This is a genomic window from uncultured Winogradskyella sp., from assembly GCF_947496485.1.
Lineage (GTDB): Bacteria > Bacteroidota > Bacteroidia > Flavobacteriales > Flavobacteriaceae > Winogradskyella.
Genome location: NZ_CANMCZ010000001.1, coordinates 1,204,071 through 1,222,791, shown reverse-complemented (window position 1 = coordinate 1,222,791; position 18,721 = coordinate 1,204,071). Strand labels below are relative to the sequence as shown.

15 protein-coding genes are annotated in these 18,721 nt (G+C 32.9%); 9 read left to right on the top strand and 6 right to left on the bottom strand.

From position 1 onward, the window contains the following. Window positions 1-5: 5 nt before the first annotated feature. Window positions 6-3,518 carry a TraB/GumN family protein gene (locus Q0822_RS05170; protein ID WP_299121023.1) on the bottom strand — a complete coding sequence of 1,171 codons (3,513 nt, stop codon included), beginning with the start codon at window positions 3,516-3,518 and terminating at the stop codon, window positions 6-8. Window positions 3,519-3,740: 222 nt separating this feature from the next. Between Q0822_RS05170 and hemH the strand changes: the two genes are divergently transcribed. From hemH to Q0822_RS05135, 7 genes are all read left to right on the top strand, one after another. After that, on the top strand, window positions 3,741-4,778 hold the full coding sequence (hemH, locus tag Q0822_RS05165; protein WP_299121022.1) for a ferrochelatase: 1,038 nt from the start codon (window positions 3,741-3,743) through the stop codon (window positions 4,776-4,778). Next, complete coding sequence (locus tag Q0822_RS05160) at window positions 4,778-6,133, top strand: MATE family efflux transporter (protein WP_299121020.1); 1,356 nt, start codon at window positions 4,778-4,780, stop codon at window positions 6,131-6,133. The genes hemH and Q0822_RS05160 overlap by 1 nt, the downstream gene beginning before the upstream one ends. A 46-nt stretch (window positions 6,134-6,179) precedes the next feature. Beyond that, on the top strand, window positions 6,180-9,266 hold the full coding sequence (locus Q0822_RS05155) for a glycosyl hydrolase (protein WP_299121018.1): 3,087 nt from the start codon (window positions 6,180-6,182) through the stop codon (window positions 9,264-9,266). Beyond that, window positions 9,266-9,814 (top strand): CopD family protein, encoded by a 549-nt coding sequence (locus Q0822_RS05150; protein WP_299121015.1) that lies wholly within the window; start codon window positions 9,266-9,268, stop codon window positions 9,812-9,814. The genes Q0822_RS05155 and Q0822_RS05150 overlap by 1 nt, the downstream gene beginning before the upstream one ends. A gap of 29 nt (window positions 9,815-9,843) precedes the next feature. Further along, the gene (locus tag Q0822_RS05145) at window positions 9,844-11,298 is read left to right on the top strand and encodes a HAMP domain-containing sensor histidine kinase (RefSeq protein WP_299121013.1); all 1,455 of its coding nucleotides are present in this window, start codon (window positions 9,844-9,846) and stop codon (window positions 11,296-11,298) included. A gap of 66 nt (window positions 11,299-11,364) precedes the next feature. Continuing rightward, the gene (locus Q0822_RS05140) at window positions 11,365-12,147 is read left to right on the top strand and encodes an enoyl-CoA hydratase-related protein (RefSeq protein WP_299121011.1); all 783 of its coding nucleotides are present in this window, start codon (window positions 11,365-11,367) and stop codon (window positions 12,145-12,147) included. Between the two features lie 141 nt (window positions 12,148-12,288). After that, the gene (locus tag Q0822_RS05135; RefSeq protein WP_299122262.1) at window positions 12,289-13,362 is read left to right on the top strand and encodes a PA0069 family radical SAM protein; all 1,074 of its coding nucleotides are present in this window, start codon (window positions 12,289-12,291) and stop codon (window positions 13,360-13,362) included. 64 nt (window positions 13,363-13,426) lie between these two features. Here Q0822_RS05135 and Q0822_RS05130 read toward each other — a convergent pair whose 3' ends face one another. Next, window positions 13,427-13,981, bottom strand: coding sequence for a hypothetical protein (locus Q0822_RS05130; protein WP_299121009.1), 555 nt, complete (start codon window positions 13,979-13,981; stop codon window positions 13,427-13,429). A 399-nt stretch (window positions 13,982-14,380) separates the two neighbouring features. Then, window positions 14,381-14,938: a hypothetical protein gene (locus tag Q0822_RS05125; RefSeq protein ID WP_299121007.1), complete on the bottom strand. Its 558-nt coding sequence runs from the start codon at window positions 14,936-14,938 to the stop codon at window positions 14,381-14,383. A gap of 275 nt (window positions 14,939-15,213) precedes the next feature. Here Q0822_RS05125 and Q0822_RS05120 point away from each other — a divergent pair, with 275 nt between their 5' ends. Together Q0822_RS05120 and Q0822_RS05115 are read left to right on the top strand one after the other, a co-directional pair. Next, a complete protein-coding gene (locus tag Q0822_RS05120) occupies window positions 15,214-16,092 on the top strand; it encodes an AraC family transcriptional regulator (protein WP_299121005.1) in 879 nt (292 codons plus the stop codon). Between the two features lie 16 nt (window positions 16,093-16,108). Continuing rightward, window positions 16,109-16,282 (top strand): hypothetical protein, encoded by a 174-nt coding sequence (locus Q0822_RS05115; protein WP_299121002.1) that lies wholly within the window; start codon window positions 16,109-16,111, stop codon window positions 16,280-16,282. A gap of 6 nt (window positions 16,283-16,288) precedes the next feature. Here the strand turns inward: Q0822_RS05115 and Q0822_RS05110 are convergent, their stop codons facing one another. From Q0822_RS05110 to Q0822_RS05100, 3 genes are read right to left on the bottom strand one after another with little or no spacing between them, the layout of a single operon-like run. Next, on the bottom strand, window positions 16,289-16,954 hold the full coding sequence (locus Q0822_RS05110; RefSeq protein WP_299120999.1) for an HD domain-containing protein: 666 nt from the start codon (window positions 16,952-16,954) through the stop codon (window positions 16,289-16,291). Between the two features lie 10 nt (window positions 16,955-16,964). Continuing rightward, window positions 16,965-17,945, bottom strand: a complete 981-nt coding sequence (locus Q0822_RS05105) for an acyl-ACP desaturase (protein ID WP_299120995.1) — start codon at window positions 17,943-17,945, stop codon at window positions 16,965-16,967. Window positions 17,946-17,966: 21 nt separating this feature from the next. Further along, window positions 17,967-18,704 (bottom strand): lysophospholipid acyltransferase family protein, encoded by a 738-nt coding sequence (locus Q0822_RS05100; RefSeq protein WP_299120993.1) that lies wholly within the window; start codon window positions 18,702-18,704, stop codon window positions 17,967-17,969. Between the last annotated feature and the right edge of the window lie 17 nt (window positions 18,705-18,721).

Below are 18,721 nucleotides of genomic sequence, written 5' to 3'. Positions count from 1 at the left end.
TATTATTAATAGTCATAGTAACCACCCCGACCACTGGGAGTAACACGCTTACGATCTTTATAAATTGCTAAATTGATAATCTCAGTGTACTGCTCTTCTAGCTCTTTGGTTTTATCGACTTCAGTGCCATAATTTTCTGATCGATCATAGTATTCTACTACTAATTGTTTTGGATCTTTTGACTTAATAAATGATATATAATGTAGCATTTCAGACTTACCAGAATATTCATCTTCTTTATCAATTTGAAAGAAATACATCACAGCATTTTTACCTTTATCCGTTACAAAATCTCGCTTCATAAGGAAAGTCAGAGAGTCTTTTTCTTTTTCAAAATTTGCATTAGATAAGAGTTTAGATTTAGCAAATTGTTGCTGATCTATATTAAAGGATTTTATTTTACTTAATAGCTTTTCCTTATGCAATTTCTCTATTAATAAGTATTGATTTTCTTCATCATCTAGAATCTTTTCTTTAAGTTTTGTAGGAATTGATTCTTTGTTTTTAGTCAATAACACATAATAATCTACAAGTGCTGAGGTATCATCGACATTAAGTAATTTTTCGAAGAAATCTTGAGTAGAACGCTCTTTTCTGTAAGGAAAAAGTAACTTCACATAAGTAGATAAATCATTAGAATACGAATTATAGCCATAGTTAGAATTTCCTAGATTTCGTTTCACTTCAATTTTACCATCATTGATTAACTGATTTTTGTACTTAGAGTAAGTCTTTAATTTAATGTGTCCACTATCTTTTACTCTAATCAACAGATCGTATAGCGGCTGTTTGTATTCTTGTATGGTGCTGTATTGCAGTATTTCTGGAAATAATGAAGCTTTTAATTGTAAAGAATCTTTTCCGAAATAATTATAAAAAATACTTCCCACACCGTTTAATGGTAAATCGCGTTCCATTAGATCTAAAGCTAACTTGTAAGAATCCTTTTTATTAGAGTCTAACAAGCCTTCTAAAATAGCAGTTTGGGTTTGAGGGTCTGAGTAGCTATCGTTATACAATTGAGTTATAAAAGGCAAATTATTTTTTAAATCAATCTCAATTAGCTGTTCAACCAGATGATACTTAATGTCTAGGCGCTCCTTTTCGAATTCAAAGTCCTTAAGAATCGACACAATTTCTTTACTATTATGCTTCTTAAATTTAATAAGATTATAAGATCCCAAAACAATACTATCATTAGCTCTAAGAGCTTCAAAAAACTGCTTAGTCTTGTCTTTGAAAACACTTTGGCCAAGTAGCGTATCTTTCGGTGTAAAGGTCTTGTAAAACTCGGTAACAAAGGTTGAAGGACCAGCCAAGGAATCAATTAAAGTTGAAAGCTCAAAAAGAACCCCTTCTTGTAAAATGTTTTTTACCAAAACCTGCTTTGCACTTGCAGAATCAGTATAACTAAAGCTATAAGAATAGAGGTCTTCTGTTTTAGATTTCTTACGATTAGCTATTTTAAACACTTTATCTGGCTTATAATAACGCGTAGAGAAGTTAATTTTCTGATCCATATTTTTCCATAGACTATCTATATTCCTAAACATTTGCAAGTCATGAAACTTAGTTCTTGTGATAGATATTTGCTCGTTAGCACTAGTTGAATAAACCGTTTGTTTTGTTTTTTCTTGGTAATCTTTATCATCTTTGCTATTGTACCCATAACTATTGTATGGGTTTGGCATAGGAGCTTTGGCATTTGTGTTTACTGAAAAATGTAAAGATGTATCTATTACCTTTTCAAAATTTTTATAGTCTGTTTTGTTAAATTTAAATGACTTGAAAAAATCCGTTTTATCCGTTTCGTTTTTACCAACATAACCTAATAGATAATAACTTCCGTCTTTTACAATAGTCTTAAGATGTATATTTTTGCCAGAAGCAGAATCTAACACAGCTTGAGATTCATAGGTTTTATAATCACCAGCTTTAAAACCACCATTCATTTCCTTTAGCTTATAGTTTTTGTATAAAGCATGATGAAAATATTTAGCTTCAAAACTATCTTCTTCAATGTAAGACGCATCATGTAATGCAGCTTCTTCAACAAAATAATAAGCATCATTTTTATAACCCTCTAAAAGTTTCTTACCACTATTAGCCATATTACTAGTTACGTAATATTCAGGAAAATTAACTTCAAACTTTTTATGCGGAGAAATAAATAATTGATTTGAATCTGAAGGAGTTTTTAAGGTTATAGAACTAAAGATTTTGTCTTCGTGCTTTAAAACAAAATCACTACGACCAGCAAATTTTATAATTATAATTTCTAATGGTGTTTGGTAAATATGGTATTTTTGAAATTCACCCTTCTTTGTTTTATTTACAATACTAATACCTGGATAGGGCTCAGTCAGCTCTTCCTTTTTAATAATATCACCAGGAATATCCTCATATAATAAATCATCAATTTCTTTTAGGGTAATGTTTTCTTTTTCATTAGGTAAATACAGAAAACGACTGATTCTATTCACTGTCAAATAGGCTCCATTGGTCATATCTGGATCCAAATAATACTTCTGTCCTCCATAAGAAAACTCTCTGAGTTTATCATAAGTATTTATGCCTAAAAACCCATCAGGAGTTTTATTCATTTTTAGTACAGGTGAAACAAAAAGACTGTCTAGTTTTATTTTTTCTGTTTTACTATAATCGGTTTGATCAGAAGTTAAGGCCTTTACAGTATATCCTCTTTGACGTAACATATTAATCATACCCTTTTCGCCAGGTAAATGCGCAGCACCAACACCTGCGAATACGGATTTGGTAGGCATTAGTTCTTCTAATGAAATCACCATGTTTTTATTACGAATAAACAACATGTTTTCTCTATAGAATTTCGTATTAACTCCTGCACCAATAGAATCTAATAAATCTAAATTTCTATCTCGATATAAGTTTTCTTGAATGAGATACGGATTCTCCTTCGCAAACAGTTTCTGTAACCAAGGATCTAAATCTTTTTTATCAGCGTTGTAAGCTGCTTTGGTAGTTAAATAACGAGATTCTGCTAAATCCTCAAGTCCATAAATTTCTTTATTATTTTTCTTTCCTGCTTGGAAGATAAACATGTCGAGATAGGTTTCTTCTTCAAAATTATCTGAGGCATTATTTTTTCTATATAAATACGCATTGACAGCATTATTATCCATTCTTACCGAACCTCTAATTGCCATTTCTTCAGGATGTGTTAACTTAAAGAGATTGGTATAAAACTGGCTTCTATAATTGTTATAATATGCCATTTCACCAATCATCATATCGTAATTAAATCCTGGCCAAGTTGTAGGATCAGACTCTAAAGCGACACAGTCACTTGCATTTAAAGCTTTATAGAAAACATCGTCTAAACGGAAAGCAACTTTTTTGCTAACGTGCATAGTCCCATAGAGATATGATTTTTTTTCAAGACCATTTCCTGAAATTTCCCAAAGTAAACTCTGGTATTTTTGTTGTGAAAAACAGGTTATTGAAAATGTAATAATAAGGGCAAAAAGAATTTTTTTCATAATTTAATTTAAATCAAGGCTTGTAAAGATATTTAAATCTTCGAAACAGCCATATTGAATCAATAAAACTCGTTAAAAAACTGATATTATAGATGTTTTATATTAAACCTTTAACAATTTAAACACAAAAATATTTCACGATACTGCTATAAGTAAAAGCAATTAAGAGAATTGTTTACCATTGCAGATAGTGTTGTATTTTTGCATTTGAAAAAGAAAATTATGTCAAAAGGAATTTTATTAGTCAATTTAGGTTCTCCGGATAGCCCAAATCCAAAGGATGTAAAAAAGTATTTAGGTGAGTTTTTAATGGACGAACGTGTTATTGATGTTCCGTTTTGGGCAAGAACACTTTTGGTAAAAGGTATTATTTTAAACACTAGACCAAAGCAATCTGCAAAAGCTTATAAAAAGATATGGTGGGAAGATGGTTCTCCATTGATTGTTTTATCTGAAAGACTTCAAGAAAAAGTACAGCAAAAAGTTGATTTTCCTGTGGCTTTGGCAATGCGTTATGGCAGTATGACTATTAAAAATGGTCTTCAAGAATTGGTAGATAAAGGTTGTACCGAAATAAAGACCATTCCACTATATCCACAATTTGCAATGGCAACTACGGAAACTATTGATGTAAAAGTAGATGAATTGGTTGCTGAGTATTTTCCGCAGTTAAAAATTATAAGAACACCAGCTTTTTATCATCGTGAAGATTATATAAATGTACTTTCTAAAAGTATTGGTGAAAAACTTGATGGTTTAGATTATGAGCATATTCTCTTTAGTTACCATGGCGTTCCTGAAAGACATATCCGTAAAAGTGATATCACTAATGGGAACTGTAAGATGAATGGTAAATGTTGTTTTAAAATGGGTAGTGAGCAACACGAATTTTGTTACCGCCACCAATGCGAAATTACTACTGTCAATGTAGCCAAAAAGCTAGGATTAAAAAATGGCACATATTCAACAACTTTTCAATCTAGACTTGGTTTCGATCCATGGTTAAAACCTTACACAGACCGAACGATTGAGCGAATGGGTAAAGAGGGCACTAAAAAAATGGCTATAGTTACACCAGCTTTTGTAAGTGATTGTTTAGAGACGTTGGAAGAAATAGCGATGGAAGGCGAAGAAATTTTCCATGAAGTTGGCGGAAAGGAATTTACAGTGATTCCTTGTTTGAATGAACGAGACGATTTTGCTCAAGTGCTTACTAATATAGTAGAAGAATGGGCTACGGCTAAAACTTTAGCCGTTTAATGGCAAAAGTATCTTCACAAGATTTAGGAAACCAACCGATTGGTAAATTACTGATTAAGCAAGCTGTACCAGCATCAATTGGTATTTTGGTGATGTCCCTTAATATTCTGGTGGATACTATTTTTGTTGGTAATTGGATTGGGTCAACTGCAATTGCAGCAATTAATGTAGTACTTCCGGTTTCATTTTTTATTGCCGCTTTAGGTATGGCGATTGGAATTGGAGGATCGTCAATTATTTCTAGAGCTTTAGGTGCGGATAATGCAATAAAGGCACTAAAGACTTTTGGAAATCAGATTACGCTTACCATTTTAGTCACAATAACTTTTGTGATTTTCGGATTACTATATATAAATGATATAGTACCAGCTTTTGGTGGCAAAGGCGCTATTTTCGAACCAGCGAAAACCTATTATAGAATTGTATTATATGGAGTACCAATTTTGGCGCTTTGTATGATGGGAAATACGGTTATTAGAGCAGAAGGGAAGCCAAAATTTGCGATGTATGCTATGATGTTTCCATCTGTTGGGAACTTACTTTTAGATGTACTTTTTATCAAAGTATTTGATTTTGGTATGGCTGGTGCTGCATGGGCAACTACAGGTTCTTATATGCTCTGTTTTGTTTTTATTTTATGGTTTTTTCTTTCGAAGAATTCTGAGCTAAAAATTAATGTAAAACACTTCGGCTTAGACCTACCCATTGTAAAGGAAATTGGTTCTTTAGGGTTTGTGACTTTGACAAGACAAGCGATTGTAAGTGTCACCTATTTATTAATGAATAATATTTTATTCGATTTAGGAGGTGAAACTTCGGTAACAGCCTATGCTATTGTTGGGCGTATGTTAATGTTTGCTTTATTTCCTGTGTATGGAATCACGCAAGGCTTTTTGCCAATAGCTGGCTTTAATTATGGAGCAGAAAAATATAAACGTGTTCGTGAATCAATAATAACGGCTATTAAATACGGGATTCTACTCTGTGCTATAATCTTTATATTTTTAATGATTTTCCCAGATGCAATTACAAAGCTTTTTACGCAAGATGCAGATGTTTTAAAAGAAACTCCTCCTGCTATGCGTTGGGTTTTTGCAGCAACACCAATAATAGGTATTCAATTAATAGGAGCCGCTTATTTTCAGGCGATAGGAAAAGCTATTCCTGCATTATTGTTAACACTGTTAAGACAAGGTATATTTTTTATTCCTTTGATATTCATTCTTCCTAAGTATTATGGTGCTCTAGGAGTATGGATGGCATTTCCGATTTCGGATGTTTTGGCAACAATTGTTACAGCTTACTTTTTACATCGTGAGGTAAAGTTAAATTTATTGCCAAAGGAGATAGAATAATTTTTAATCCGTAATTTTAGGATTCTATAACCAACCATTTATTAATATGCGATTTTCAACGATTTTTTCAGTAATTCTGTTATCATTTTTCAGTTTAAATCTTCAATCTCAAAATTTTCAAGAATCAGATTATGCCGCTTTAGAGTATCGTCTTCTTGGTCCTTTTAGAGGTGGGCGAAGTGCTGCTGTAACAGGTGTTCCCAATCAACCCAACCTTTATTATTTTGGGTCAACAGGTGGAGGCATCTGGAAAACAACTAATGGAGGTCGTCAATGGGAAAATATTTCAGATGGATTCTTTGGTGGTAGTATAGGTTCTATTGCGGTATCAAAAAGTGATCCTAACGTGATGTATGTTGGAGGAGGAGAAAAAACGGTTAGGGGAAATGTATCTTCAGGATATGGTATCTGGAAAAGTGAAGATGCTGGTAAAACTTGGAAATCATCTGGCTTAAAAAATTCTAGGCACGTACCTCGTATTGTAGTTCACCCAACCAATCATAATATTGTTTATGCCGGAGTTTTAGGAAACATTTATAAACCAACCCAAGAACGTGGTGTTTATAAAAGTACAGATGGTGGAAAAACATGGAGAAAAATACTGTTCTCTAATGCACATGCTGGTGTTGTAGATTTAATTATGGACCCAACCAATCCAAGAGTTTTATACGCATCGACTTGGAGAGTGCAGCGTACGCCTTATAGTCTAAGTTCTGGAGGAGAAGGTTCTGCCTTATGGAAAAGTACAGATAGCGGAGAAACATGGACAGAGATTTCAACCAAAAAGGGATTTCCTGAAGGCACTCTAGGAATTATTGGAGTTACAGTGTCTCCATTGAATAGCCAACGTGTTTGGGCAATTATTGAAAATAAAGATAAAGGAGGATTATATCGAAGTGATGATGGTGGGGAAACTTGGAATCAGGTAAATAGTGAACGTAAACTGCGTCAACGTGCTTGGTATTACACAAGATTGTATGCGGATACTGAAGACGTCAATACCGTATATGTTCTAAATGTGCGTTATCATAAAAGCACAGACGGTGGAAAAACCTTCAATACCTATAACGCACCACATGGAGATCATCACGATTTATGGATTGCACCCGAAGATCCGAAGCGCATGATTATTGGAGATGATGGAGGAGCACAAGTGACTTATGACGGGGGAGAAACCTGGAGTACTTATCACAACCAACCAACTTCTCAGTTTTATAGAGTAACAACAGATAATGCGTTTCCATATCGTATTTATGTGGCTCAACAAGATAATTCTACAATTAGAATTCCACACAGAACAGATGGTAGAGCAATCACTGAAGACGATTGGGAAAGTACAGCTGGAGGTGAATCTGCTCATATTGCAGTAGATCCAGAAGATAATGATATTGTTTATGGCGGAAGTTATGATGGATTCTTAACGCGAGTGAATCACAAAACAGGAACGGTTAGAGCCATAAATGTTTGGCCAGATAATCCAATGGGACATGGAGCAGAAGGTATGAAATATCGCTTTCAGTGGAATTTTCCTATTATATTCTCAAAACATAATCCAAATCGATTGTACACTTTTTCACAACATGTTCATGTGACTGAAAATGAAGGACAATCTTGGGATATTATTAGTCCAGATTTAACAAGAAACGATCCTGAAAAATTAAAGTCATCAGGTGGACCAATTACTCAAGATAATACGTCAGTGGAATATTACTGTACCATTTTTGCAGCACAAGAATCACCATTAAAGGAAGGGTTGCTTTGGGTTGGTAGTGATGATGGTTTAATTAATGTCACACAAGATGGCGGAAAAACTTGGACAGATGTAACGCCTAAAGGCATGCCAGAATGGATGATGATTAATAGCATTGAACCAAGCGCATTTGATGCTGGTACTTGTTATGTGGCTGGAACAAAATATAAAACAGGTGATTTTGCTCCATACTTATATAAAACGACTAATTATGGAAAGAGCTGGACAAAAATCACCAATGGCATAAATCCAGAACATTTTACGAGAGCATTGAGAGAAGATCCAAAACGCAAAGGTTTATTATATGCAGGTACGGAAACAGGAATGTACATTTCGTTTAATGATGGTAAGGACTGGAAACCATTTCAGTTGAATTTACCAATTGTACCTATCACGGATTTAACAATTAAAGACAATAATTTAATTGTTGCAACACAAGGAAGAAGTCTTTGGATGATTGATGATCTTACTTTAATTCATCAATTGTATGACGCGGATTTAAGTAAAAATATGCTCTTCAAACCCAAAGACACTTATAGAATGCGAGGTGGAAGCAGAGCTGGAAGTAAAACTTCTGGAACCAATCATCCCAATGGAGTAATAACTTATTTCAATTTGAAAGATTTTAAAGAGGATGATAAAGTGTCTTTGACGTATTTTGATACTAAAGGTGATACAATTAAGACCTTTTCAACTAAAGACAAAAAGAACAAGCTAGAAGTAAAAAAAGGAGCTAATCAATTTGTTTGGAATATGACTTATGATGGAGCTGAACGCTTAAAAGGAATGATTTTGTGGTGGGCAAGTTTACAAGGACCAAGAGCAATTCCTGGTCAGTACAAAGTAAGTCTAAATGTAAATGGAGACGAGCAATCACAACCATTTACTATTGTTGCAGATCCAAGAACAGAAAGTACATTAGCCGACATGCAAAAACAGTTTACGTTTATAAAAGATGTGAATAAAACCATGGATAATGCACATAAAACCATCAAAAAAATCAGAAAAGTTTATAGCCAACTAAGCAGTTTTCAAAAACAATATAAAGATGATGAAAATGTGAAGGAATTGGTTGAAAAAGCCAAAGCCTTAGAAGAACAATTATCTGATATTGAAAAAGAACTCTATCAAACGAAAAACAGAAGTGGACAAGATCCATTAAATTTCCCGATAAGATTAACCAATAAATTAGGACATTTAAATTCTCTAGTGAGTATGGGGGATTTTCCACCAACAGAGCAAGACATTGCAGTTAAAAATGAATTAACTGCTAAAATTGAAAAGCAATTAGCAGCCTTTAATATCATTTTAAACGAAGAAGTAAAAGCATTTAATGCTGCTTTTAATGCCAAACAATTGAATTATTTATTTGTTGAAGATTAATGGAATACTACAATTACATAAAATCCCTACACCTCATTTTCGTTATTACTTGGTTTGCAGGTTTATTCTATATTCCACGGCTGTTCGTATATCAAATAGAGGCCTTTCATAAGCCATCACCAGATAAAGAGATACTAGGAAAGCAATTAAAACTTATGGCAAAACGCTTGTGGTTTATTATTACTTGGCCATCTGCAATACTAGCAACTTTATTTGCGGTTTGGTTAATGGTTTTAGTGCCAAGTTGGTTTCAACAAGGTTGGATGCATGTTAAATTAGTATTCGTATTATTCCTGTTTATTTATCATTATAAAACACATATTTATTATAAACAACTTCAAAAAGATGAGGTTAAAGTGACATCAAACTTTATGCGCATCTGGAATGAAGGTGCTACATTCATTCTTTTTGCTGTAACCTTTTTAGTGATTTTAAAAAGTACTATCAATTGGATTTTTGGGGTAGTTGGAATAGTTATATTAGGGATTTTAATTATGCTAGGCTTTAAATTGTATAAAAATATTCGTTCTAAAAATCCTGACGCTTAGTTGGCTTGATTATTGCTATATTTAGCTCAATGAAAATAAAAAGACTGTCCTTAAGAGCAAGAATATTTGTAGCTATGATACTATTAGTATTATTGGCTTCAATTTTAATAGCAGCAGTTACTATTTATCAGTACAACGAAGAAGCAAAAGATTATCACAAAGAACGTTTAGAGCGAAAGGAAAAAGCTATAAGACGCAGTATTAGTTTTACGATTAGAGAAACTACTTATCCTGTTACCACTCAGAATATTCCTCTAATTTTTAAAGACGAAATATTTGATATAGACGCTATTCATAACCAAAAAATTATTCTATACGATTTAGATGGGCAGTTATTAAAAAGTTCAAAACGTACTATATATAGAGATACTACGGAAATATGTTTAGATGCAGAAATTCTAAATGCATTGGCTAATACTGTAGAGCATCGATATGTCGTTAAAAATCAGGAAAACGGACAAACGTTTCAATCATCATACACATACATAACTGATGAAAAGTTTAAGAATATAGCCATTTTAAACCTACCATACTTAGAAGATGATGATTTTTTCAACAAAGAATTAAATCAGTTTTTAAGGCGTTTAGGTTACGCCTATTTAGCGATGATTCTGGTTGCAATAATATTCGCATATTTCATTTTAAAATATATTACTAAATCACTAAAAACAATTAGTGATAAAATGATCGAAACACGACTTGAAAAACGCAATAAGAAAATTGAAATTGATTCCTCTAGTGACGAGATTGAAACACTTGTAAATTCTTATAACAGCATGATTGATGAGCTAGAAGATAGTGCGGTGAAATTGGCAACTAGTGAAAGAGAACAAGCTTGGAGAGAAATGGCCAAGCAGGTGGCTCATGAGATTAAAAATCCATTGACACCAATGCGATTGAGTGTGCAAAGTTTTCAGCGAAAATTTGATCCTAATGACGAAAACATTCATCAAAAAGTTGAAGAGTATAGCAATACATTAATTCAGCAAATAGACACAATGAGTTCTATAGCTTCGGCATTTTCGAATTTTGCAAAAATGCCAGCTCAAAAGAAAGAAGTACTAAATGTTGCACATATAGTAAAGTTAGCACTCGATATTTTTAATGAGGACTATATAACGTTCTATCCAGAGGATGAGGAACTTATTGCAAAATTCGATAGAACACAACTCATAAGAGTTGTTACTAATCTAGTAAAAAATGGAATTCAAGCTATACCAGAAGGTTCAGGAAATCCGAAAATAGAAGTTCGTGTTTTTAGCGAAGGTGATATGATCAATATAACTGTTAAAGACAACGGTTCTGGTATTTCTGAAGAGAATAAATCTAGAGTTTTTGAACCAAAATTCACAACCAAATCAAGTGGTATGGGACTAGGCTTGGCCATGGTAAAAAACATTGTAGAAACTTATAATGGAAGTATTACCTTTGTGTCTCAACAAGGAATAGGAACAACATTTACTGTTACTTTTCCGAAGGAATAACCCTCAAGAAAGAAACTAGCTGTTACCTTGAGCGAAGTAAAAAGGTCTCTAATTAAATAATTTTTAATGAACTACGAAAACATATTATCTCAAACCTCAAACGGAATTACAACCATAACGATCAACAGACCAAATAAGCTAAATGCCTTAAACAAAGACACAATTCAAGAACTGCATGACGCTTTTGATGAGGCCAATGAGGATGCTGATACAAAAGTCATTATTATTACAGGGAGCGGAGAAAAAGCTTTTGTTGCGGGTGCAGACATTAGTGAGTTTGCAGATTTTAATATCAACGAAGGAGGTAAATTAGCAGCACAAGGACAGGCCTTATTGTTCGATTTTGTAGAAAACCTAAGTACACCAGTTATTGCAGCTGTTAACGGTTTTGCTCTAGGTGGAGGTCTAGAATTAGCGATGGCTTGTCACTTTAGGATAGCGAGTACTAATGCTAAAATGGGCTTACCAGAAACGTCTCTAGGTGTTATTCCTGGTTATGGAGGCACACAACGTTTACCGCAGCTAGTTGGTAAAGGTAGAGCTATGGAAATGGTAATGACTGCTGGTATGATTGATGCCAACCAAGCTTTAAATTATGGCCTAGTAAACCATGTAGTTGAGCAAGAAGAACTATTGCCACTATCAGAAAAAATTGCGAGTAAGATTATGCGCAATTCTTTAGTTGCCATTGGTAAAGCTATAAAGGCAATAAATGCCAACTATAGAGACGGAAAAGATGGCTACAAAGTAGAAATCAAGCAATTTGGGAAATGCTTTGGTACTGAAGATTTTGTTGAAGGTACTACTGCGTTTTTAGAAAAGCGTAAGGCCGATTTTCCTGGAAAATAGAATCTTTTATATCAAAACTTATTACTTTTGGTTTGATAAAATAACACAACTCTTCCCACAAAACCTTGAGAATAACGTATTAGGTTAAAACTACAACCTGTAGCCACACTCACGTTCATTTCATACTAATTTTATGGTATGATAAATCCCAAATCAACCATAATAGGAAGAGGTGCCCAACAAAACACGCACAACAGGTTCTTTGAGTTGTCTTACGAAATGCGAGACGATTTCTTGGAATTTTGCCAAAAAGAAGGTGAAATTGCTGATAAGAACAAGACACAATACCTTAATGTTTTTCCTAAGACTATAGTCAATAAAGTAACGAGCCCAGATGTTGGTATGGCCTATTCCATGAATATGTATCAAGGCTGTGAACATGGTTGTATTTATTGCTATGCGCGTAATAGCCATGAATTTTGGGGTTACAGTGCTGGTTTAGATTTTGAACGTCGAATTTTAGTAAAGAAAACAGCTCCAGAACTTTTAGAAACCCATTTAAAAAAGAAAAGCTGGAAAGCGCATCCCATAGTAATGTCTGGTAATACTGATTGTTATCAACCAGCAGAGCGAAAATTTCAACTAACCAGACAATGTCTAGAAGTATTTCTGAAATACAAACATCCAACGGCTATTATCACTAAAAATGCTTTAATTCTAAGAGATTTGGATTTGCTTAAAGATCTTGCTCAGGATAATTTAATATCAGTAAATGTTTCAATTACTTCATTATCTGAAGACACTAGACGAATTTTAGAACCTAGAACTGCAACTATAAAACGAAGGCTAAAAGTTATAAAAGAGTTGAGTGAGAATGGAATTCCTGTAAATGTAATGTTGGCACCAATAATTCCATCCATTAATAGTCATGAAATTTTACCACTTGCAAAATCTGTTTCAGAAGCTGGAGCATTAAGTATTGCACATACGATTGTAAGATTAAATGGAGCAATTGGTGAGATTTTTACTGATTGGATAAGAAAGACTTTGCCAGACAGAGCTGATAAGGTATTACACCAAATAGAAAATTGTCATGGTGGTAAATTAAATGAAAGTAGATATGGAATTAGAATGCGAGGCGAAGGACAAATTGCCAAACAAATTAATGATTTAGTTGCATTGGCAAGACTAAAATATTTTAAGGATAAAACAATGCCGAGATTAAACACAGAGCTTCATGAGCAGTATAAAGTTGGCCAAATGAAACTCTTTTAAACAAAAAAAGTGGGCTTTGATAAGGGCCCACTTTTCACTAATAAACTAATATATAAACAACAATCTATATTCTAAAGTTTTCGATAAACACTCTGTCGTTAGACTCAATTTTGGCTGTGTAATGACCTTTAAGTGTTTCATCTAGTTTGTACACACGATTTAATACGTTATTTCCCTCTACAGTTTCCGAATGAATTAATTCCCCTTCAAAATAGAGCTCTACTTTCATTGTATTTGAATCTAAAGTTAATTTTGAAATTAAAACTTGATTATTTCGATTTCTAACAACAGGTTTAAAAATGATTTGTTTATCAGTATTTATAGAAACCGTATGATCTTTGACTTCAATAGAATTGATTTCAATTTCAAAACCTTTGGTAACTTCTACAGTATATTTACCATCTTTTAATTGACTAAAATCAAAAAGGGTTGTTAGGTTACCGTTATGTTTAATCTCGCCACTGTAGATAATTTCTCCAGAAGCATCAGTTACAGAAATTTGACTTCCTTTTTCTACGTAGTTATAAGTTGATGTAACTTCCAAAACTTCGCTGGCGTAGCTTGTATATGTTCCGAACACTACAGCTAATACTAAAATTTTTTTAAATAGTTTTTTCATAATAAAATCAGGTTAAGTGATTATGAGTACAAATGTATAGCGCATCAAAGCTTAAGAAAACAACCATTTTGGCATATTTATATGCAAAATTAACCATATAGTCGCTCTAGAAATACCAATAGGTTAAAATAGTATATATTGGTGTTAATCCGCTATAGTCTCTATGTTTTTAAGATTAGTATTTGTGAAATACTTTTATACATTCTGTTTTGCAATAAACTCATTTTAAAAGGACGTATCTATAAGTCAGAATTGTATTTGTAATAATGAAGTATCGTATGGAGCTATTATTTGATTTTAATAAAATTATAAATAAGATTATATTTTTTTTAAACAAAAAAAGTGGGCTATTATAAGCCCACTTTTCACTAAATAAAAAACTAATATATAAACAACAATCTATATTCTAAAGTTTTCAACGTATACTCTGTCATTAGTTTTAACGATTACAGAATATTCACCTTTTATCGTTTTATCTATTTTGTAAGCTCTATTTAATATCTCTTTTCCTTTTACAGTTTCTGAGTAGATTAATTCGTCCTCATAGTAAAGCTTAACTTCCATTTCTGGTGTATCTAAGGCTAATTTTGAAATTATAATGCTATCCTCAAAGATTCTAAAAACGGGTTTAAAAACCTTTATATTTTTATGTTCTATAAAATAAACACTATTGTTTTTTACCTCTACTGCGCTAATTTCAATTACATAGTCTTTATTAACTTCTATACTATATAGACCATCTTTTAATTGTGAAAAATCGTAAAGACGACTAATATTACCATCAAAATTTATTCTACCGCTAAATATAACTGCACCAGTGGCATCAGTTACAGTGATAGAGTTTCCTTTTTTTACATTATTAAAAGTAGGTAAAACTTCTAATGTTGCATTTGCGTAGTTGTTGAATGTTACAGACATAACAACTAATACTAAAATGTTTTTAAATAATGTTTTCATAATGTTTCATTTTTTGGGTTACACTGAAACTTAAAACTTGCCTATTTAGTTTTTAGTTATTAATGACAATTTTTAATTATCAGTTTAAATGATTTAACACTACAAATGTATAGTGACTTAAGCTTTTGTAAAACAAGGATTTTGGTATGTTTATGTGCATAATTAACCTTATTCAAAGTTAAAATAGTATATATGGTTAAAATAGTGTACTTTTTTGGTAATTACACATAGATTTGAATTCAAAATACACTTAACTTTGTAATTATAAGTCTATTATGAAAACAAGAAAACCTACATTAGAAAAGATAAGTCCAGAGTTTGGGAGTTCATTATTAGTAAAGAACCATAAAATGGATGCTTTCAATGATGAAACCAAACCATTTTGGCATTTTCATCCAGAAATTGAATTGGTTTATGTAAATAAAGGACGAGGAAAACGTCATATAGGTAATCATTTATCTTATTTTAATAACAGTCAGTTATTGCTTATTGGTTCTAACTTACCACACAATGGTTTTACAGATCGTTTAACTATCAATGGTTCTGAAACTTTGGTACAGTTTAAACCAGAGTTTTTAGGGGAACATTTTTTTGACATTCCTGAAATGGGAAAAATTAACCAATTATTTGAGCGTTCTAAAAAGGGCATCCTCTTTGGAGTGAAAACAAAACAGAAATTAGGGCCCAAAATTGAAAAGTTAAACGAAAAAGAAGGTTTTAAAAAGATATTGATTCTGTTGGAAATTTTACATGGTTTAGCAAAATCTGAAGATTACTCATTACTTAATGCAGATGGATTTGCATTTGAAACTGAGCCACAAGACAGCGCTAAAATTGATATTGTTTTTAAACATGTCAATGAAAATTTTAAAGAACATATTAGTTTAGACGAGATTGCAGAGAAGGTGAGCATGACGGTACCTGCGTTTTGTCGTTATTTTAAAAAAGTAACAGGAAAAACATTTACTAAGCTCGTTAATGAATATCGTATTGTACATGCAACCAAACTACTTTCAGAAAGTCAAATGAGTATTACGGATGTGAGTTTTGAATGTGGTTTTAATAATTTTTCGCATTTTAATAAGTTATTCAAAGAATTTGCGGGAAAAAGTGCTTCTAAGTATAGAGGTGAGCTAAAGTTGATGGTGCAATAGTTAAATTTTACTTTGTATGGAAGATAAAATAGAAATTGCAATTGCGTATTACACTAAAAAAGGTCAAGATATTATAGATGCTGTAAACTCTAATTGTAATTTAACTGCGGATGAGATAATTAACTACGGAGAAGAAATGGCAGTTATAGAATATAAATTGACTGCTTTAGAGGTGGCAAAAGAGAACTAATTAATTTTATTTTTCACCTTTCCATTCAGCATAAAACTGCTTTAAAAAACCTTCCATATATTTATGACGTTCTAAAGCAATCCGTTTTCCTGTTTTAGTGTTCATCTGATCTTTCAACAACAATAGTTTTTCGTAAAAATGATTAATTGTTGGTGTCTTTGCAGCTTTATATTCAGCTTTAGTCATGTTTAGGTTAGGCTCAATTTCAGGATCATAAAGAGCGCTATTTTTAAAACCACCATAGTTAAAACAGCGTGCAATACCAATGGCACCAATAGCATCAAGTCTATCAGCGTCTTGTACAACTTCCATTTCTTTAGACGTAAATGAAGGATTCAAATCAAATGAGTTTTTAAAAGACATGTTTTCAATAATCTGTGTAACATGTTCTATGATTTCACTATCTACATTATGTTTTAGAAGAAATTCACTGGCTACTCTTGGCCCAATCGCTTCATCACCATCATTAAATTTAGAATCAGCAATATCATGTAGTAGAGCAGCCAAAGAAACCACTGTGATATCTACAGGCTCGTTTTTGGCAATCAATAGAGTGTTTTTGTAAACACGCTCTATATGAAACCAGTCATGACCACCTTCCACGTTTTTAAGTTCACTTTTTACAAAGTTGATCGTAGCTTCAATGATGCTATTAGATTCGGATACCTTCATGCTAAACTGTTTATGCAGGATCTACCCACTTAAACTGAAATGAATTTTCAGGAATTTTAATACGTTCAGATAAACGATACATTCTAGGAGGTAATTTCATTAAATAATCTCTGGCTTTTTCAGCCTCTTCGTTTAATCCGTTAATATTGCCAATATCCCAACGGTCAATTAACTTTTGAAGAATATCTACATAGTCGTTAGACGTATAAACACCTATGCGTTGGGCAGTGTTAGAAAATTCTTCGAAAGCAGTGCCTATTTTATCTCTAGATTCTCTTAAGAAATGAGCTGGCATAGCGATTTTGCGTTTCATCATATCATGAAATGCCATCATCATCTGGCTCGGATCTACAGCAAAAATACGCTCTACAAATTCTGAATAGGCATGATGGTGACGCATCTCATCCCCAGAAATAATCTTACACATTTTAGCCAATCGTTTATTACCTTTTGCTTTAGCAATTTTGGCCACACGATTATGAGAAACGTAGGTAGCTAATTCTTGAAAACTTGTATAAACAAAGTTTTTATAAGGATCTCTGTCGGTGCCAATATCAAAACCATCGTTAATTAAATGTTGTGTGGTTTTTTCTATTTCTTTCATATTTACACGTCCAGAGAGGTACAAATACTTATTGAGGACATCGCCATGTCTATTTTCTTCACCTGTCCATTGTCTTATCCACTTTGACCAGCCGTTTCGTTCAACTTGGTCAATACCTTCTACATCCATAAGCCAAGATTCATAACTTGGTAATGCTTCTTCAGTAATCATATCGCCCACTAAGACCACCCAAAAATCATAGTCTAATTCCTTAGACAATTCTCTAATTTCTCTTACTTCTTCGTAGAACGATTCTTTTGTAGAGTCTGGTAAAAAATCAGTCGGTTGCCAAATGTTTTCAACAGGAATTAAGTATTTTTCGATAAGAGATTCCACATCTTTTTCGAGATGCTGCATCACTTCTAACCTCACATTTTTCAACGACATATTTGATGGTTTAATTAAGGGTTATTTAGCGATAGCTTCAACTACAGTTTTTTCAACCTGTTGAATTAAGTCTACCTTATCCGTAAATTTAGCAATTTCTAGGGGCTTATGCACTGTAAATTTAATATGATTTCCTATTCCCATCGGAAATTTTCCATACCGTAACATTTTCCAGGAATTATTGACCGTTACAGGGACGATTAATGCTGAGGGTGCTTTTTTCATTAATATTTCGAGCCCTTTGGTTTTAAATGGTTTAGGAGTACCATCTTTGCTCCTTGTCCCTTCAGGAAAAATAACTGCGGCTCTTTTATTGTGTTCAATATATTCACCAAATTCCATCATCGCTGGTAATGCTTGACGAGGATTTTTTCGATCAATTAAAACCGAACCTCCATGCCGTAAATTATACGACACACTTGGGATACCTTTTCCTAGTTCTTGTTTTGCAACAAATTTTACATGATGTTTACGCATATACCACATAATTGGTGATATATCGTACATGCTTTGGTGATTTGAGACAATAATTAAAGGCTTGTCAGTAGTGATATTGTGAGGATTGTTAAATGTGAATCGCGTACCTAAAACATTAAGACATCGCATTAAAAAAAACTGTAACCAATCTACACTGATTTTATGTGCTTTGTAACCAAACATGTTAAAACATAACCATTGTATAGGATGAAAAACAACTAAGGTTAAACCAAAGCAGACAAAATATAGAACTGTAAGTGGATAGGCTAGTAGTTTTTGCATGGCATAAAAATAAAAAA

Excerpts from the sequence above, each read along its gene's own strand:
- Q0822_RS05170 (WP_299121023.1), bottom strand. The coding sequence starts at position 3,518 with ATGAAAAAAATTCTTTTTGCCCTTATTATTACATTTTCAATAACCTGT.
- hemH (WP_299121022.1), top strand. The coding sequence starts at position 3,741 with ATGTCAAAAGGAATTTTATTAGTCAATTTAGGTTCTCCGGATAGCCCA.
- Q0822_RS05160 (WP_299121020.1), top strand. The coding sequence starts at position 4,778 with ATGGCAAAAGTATCTTCACAAGATTTAGGAAACCAACCGATTGGTAAA.
- Q0822_RS05155 (WP_299121018.1), top strand. The coding sequence starts at position 6,180 with ATGCGATTTTCAACGATTTTTTCAGTAATTCTGTTATCATTTTTCAGT.
- Q0822_RS05150 (WP_299121015.1), top strand. The coding sequence starts at position 9,266 with ATGGAATACTACAATTACATAAAATCCCTACACCTCATTTTCGTTATT.
- Q0822_RS05145 (WP_299121013.1), top strand. The coding sequence starts at position 9,844 with ATGAAAATAAAAAGACTGTCCTTAAGAGCAAGAATATTTGTAGCTATG.
- Q0822_RS05140 (WP_299121011.1), top strand. The coding sequence starts at position 11,365 with ATGAACTACGAAAACATATTATCTCAAACCTCAAACGGAATTACAACC.
- Q0822_RS05130 (WP_299121009.1), bottom strand. The coding sequence starts at position 13,981 with ATGAAAAAACTATTTAAAAAAATTTTAGTATTAGCTGTAGTGTTCGGA.
- Q0822_RS05125 (WP_299121007.1), bottom strand. The coding sequence starts at position 14,938 with ATGAAAACATTATTTAAAAACATTTTAGTATTAGTTGTTATGTCTGTA.
- Q0822_RS05120 (WP_299121005.1), top strand. The coding sequence starts at position 15,214 with ATGAAAACAAGAAAACCTACATTAGAAAAGATAAGTCCAGAGTTTGGG.
- Q0822_RS05115 (WP_299121002.1), top strand. The coding sequence starts at position 16,109 with ATGGAAGATAAAATAGAAATTGCAATTGCGTATTACACTAAAAAAGGT.
- Q0822_RS05110 (WP_299120999.1), bottom strand. The coding sequence starts at position 16,954 with ATGAAGGTATCCGAATCTAATAGCATCATTGAAGCTACGATCAACTTT.
- Q0822_RS05105 (WP_299120995.1), bottom strand. The coding sequence starts at position 17,945 with ATGTCGTTGAAAAATGTGAGGTTAGAAGTGATGCAGCATCTCGAAAAA.
- Q0822_RS05100 (WP_299120993.1), bottom strand. The coding sequence starts at position 18,704 with ATGCAAAAACTACTAGCCTATCCACTTACAGTTCTATATTTTGTCTGC.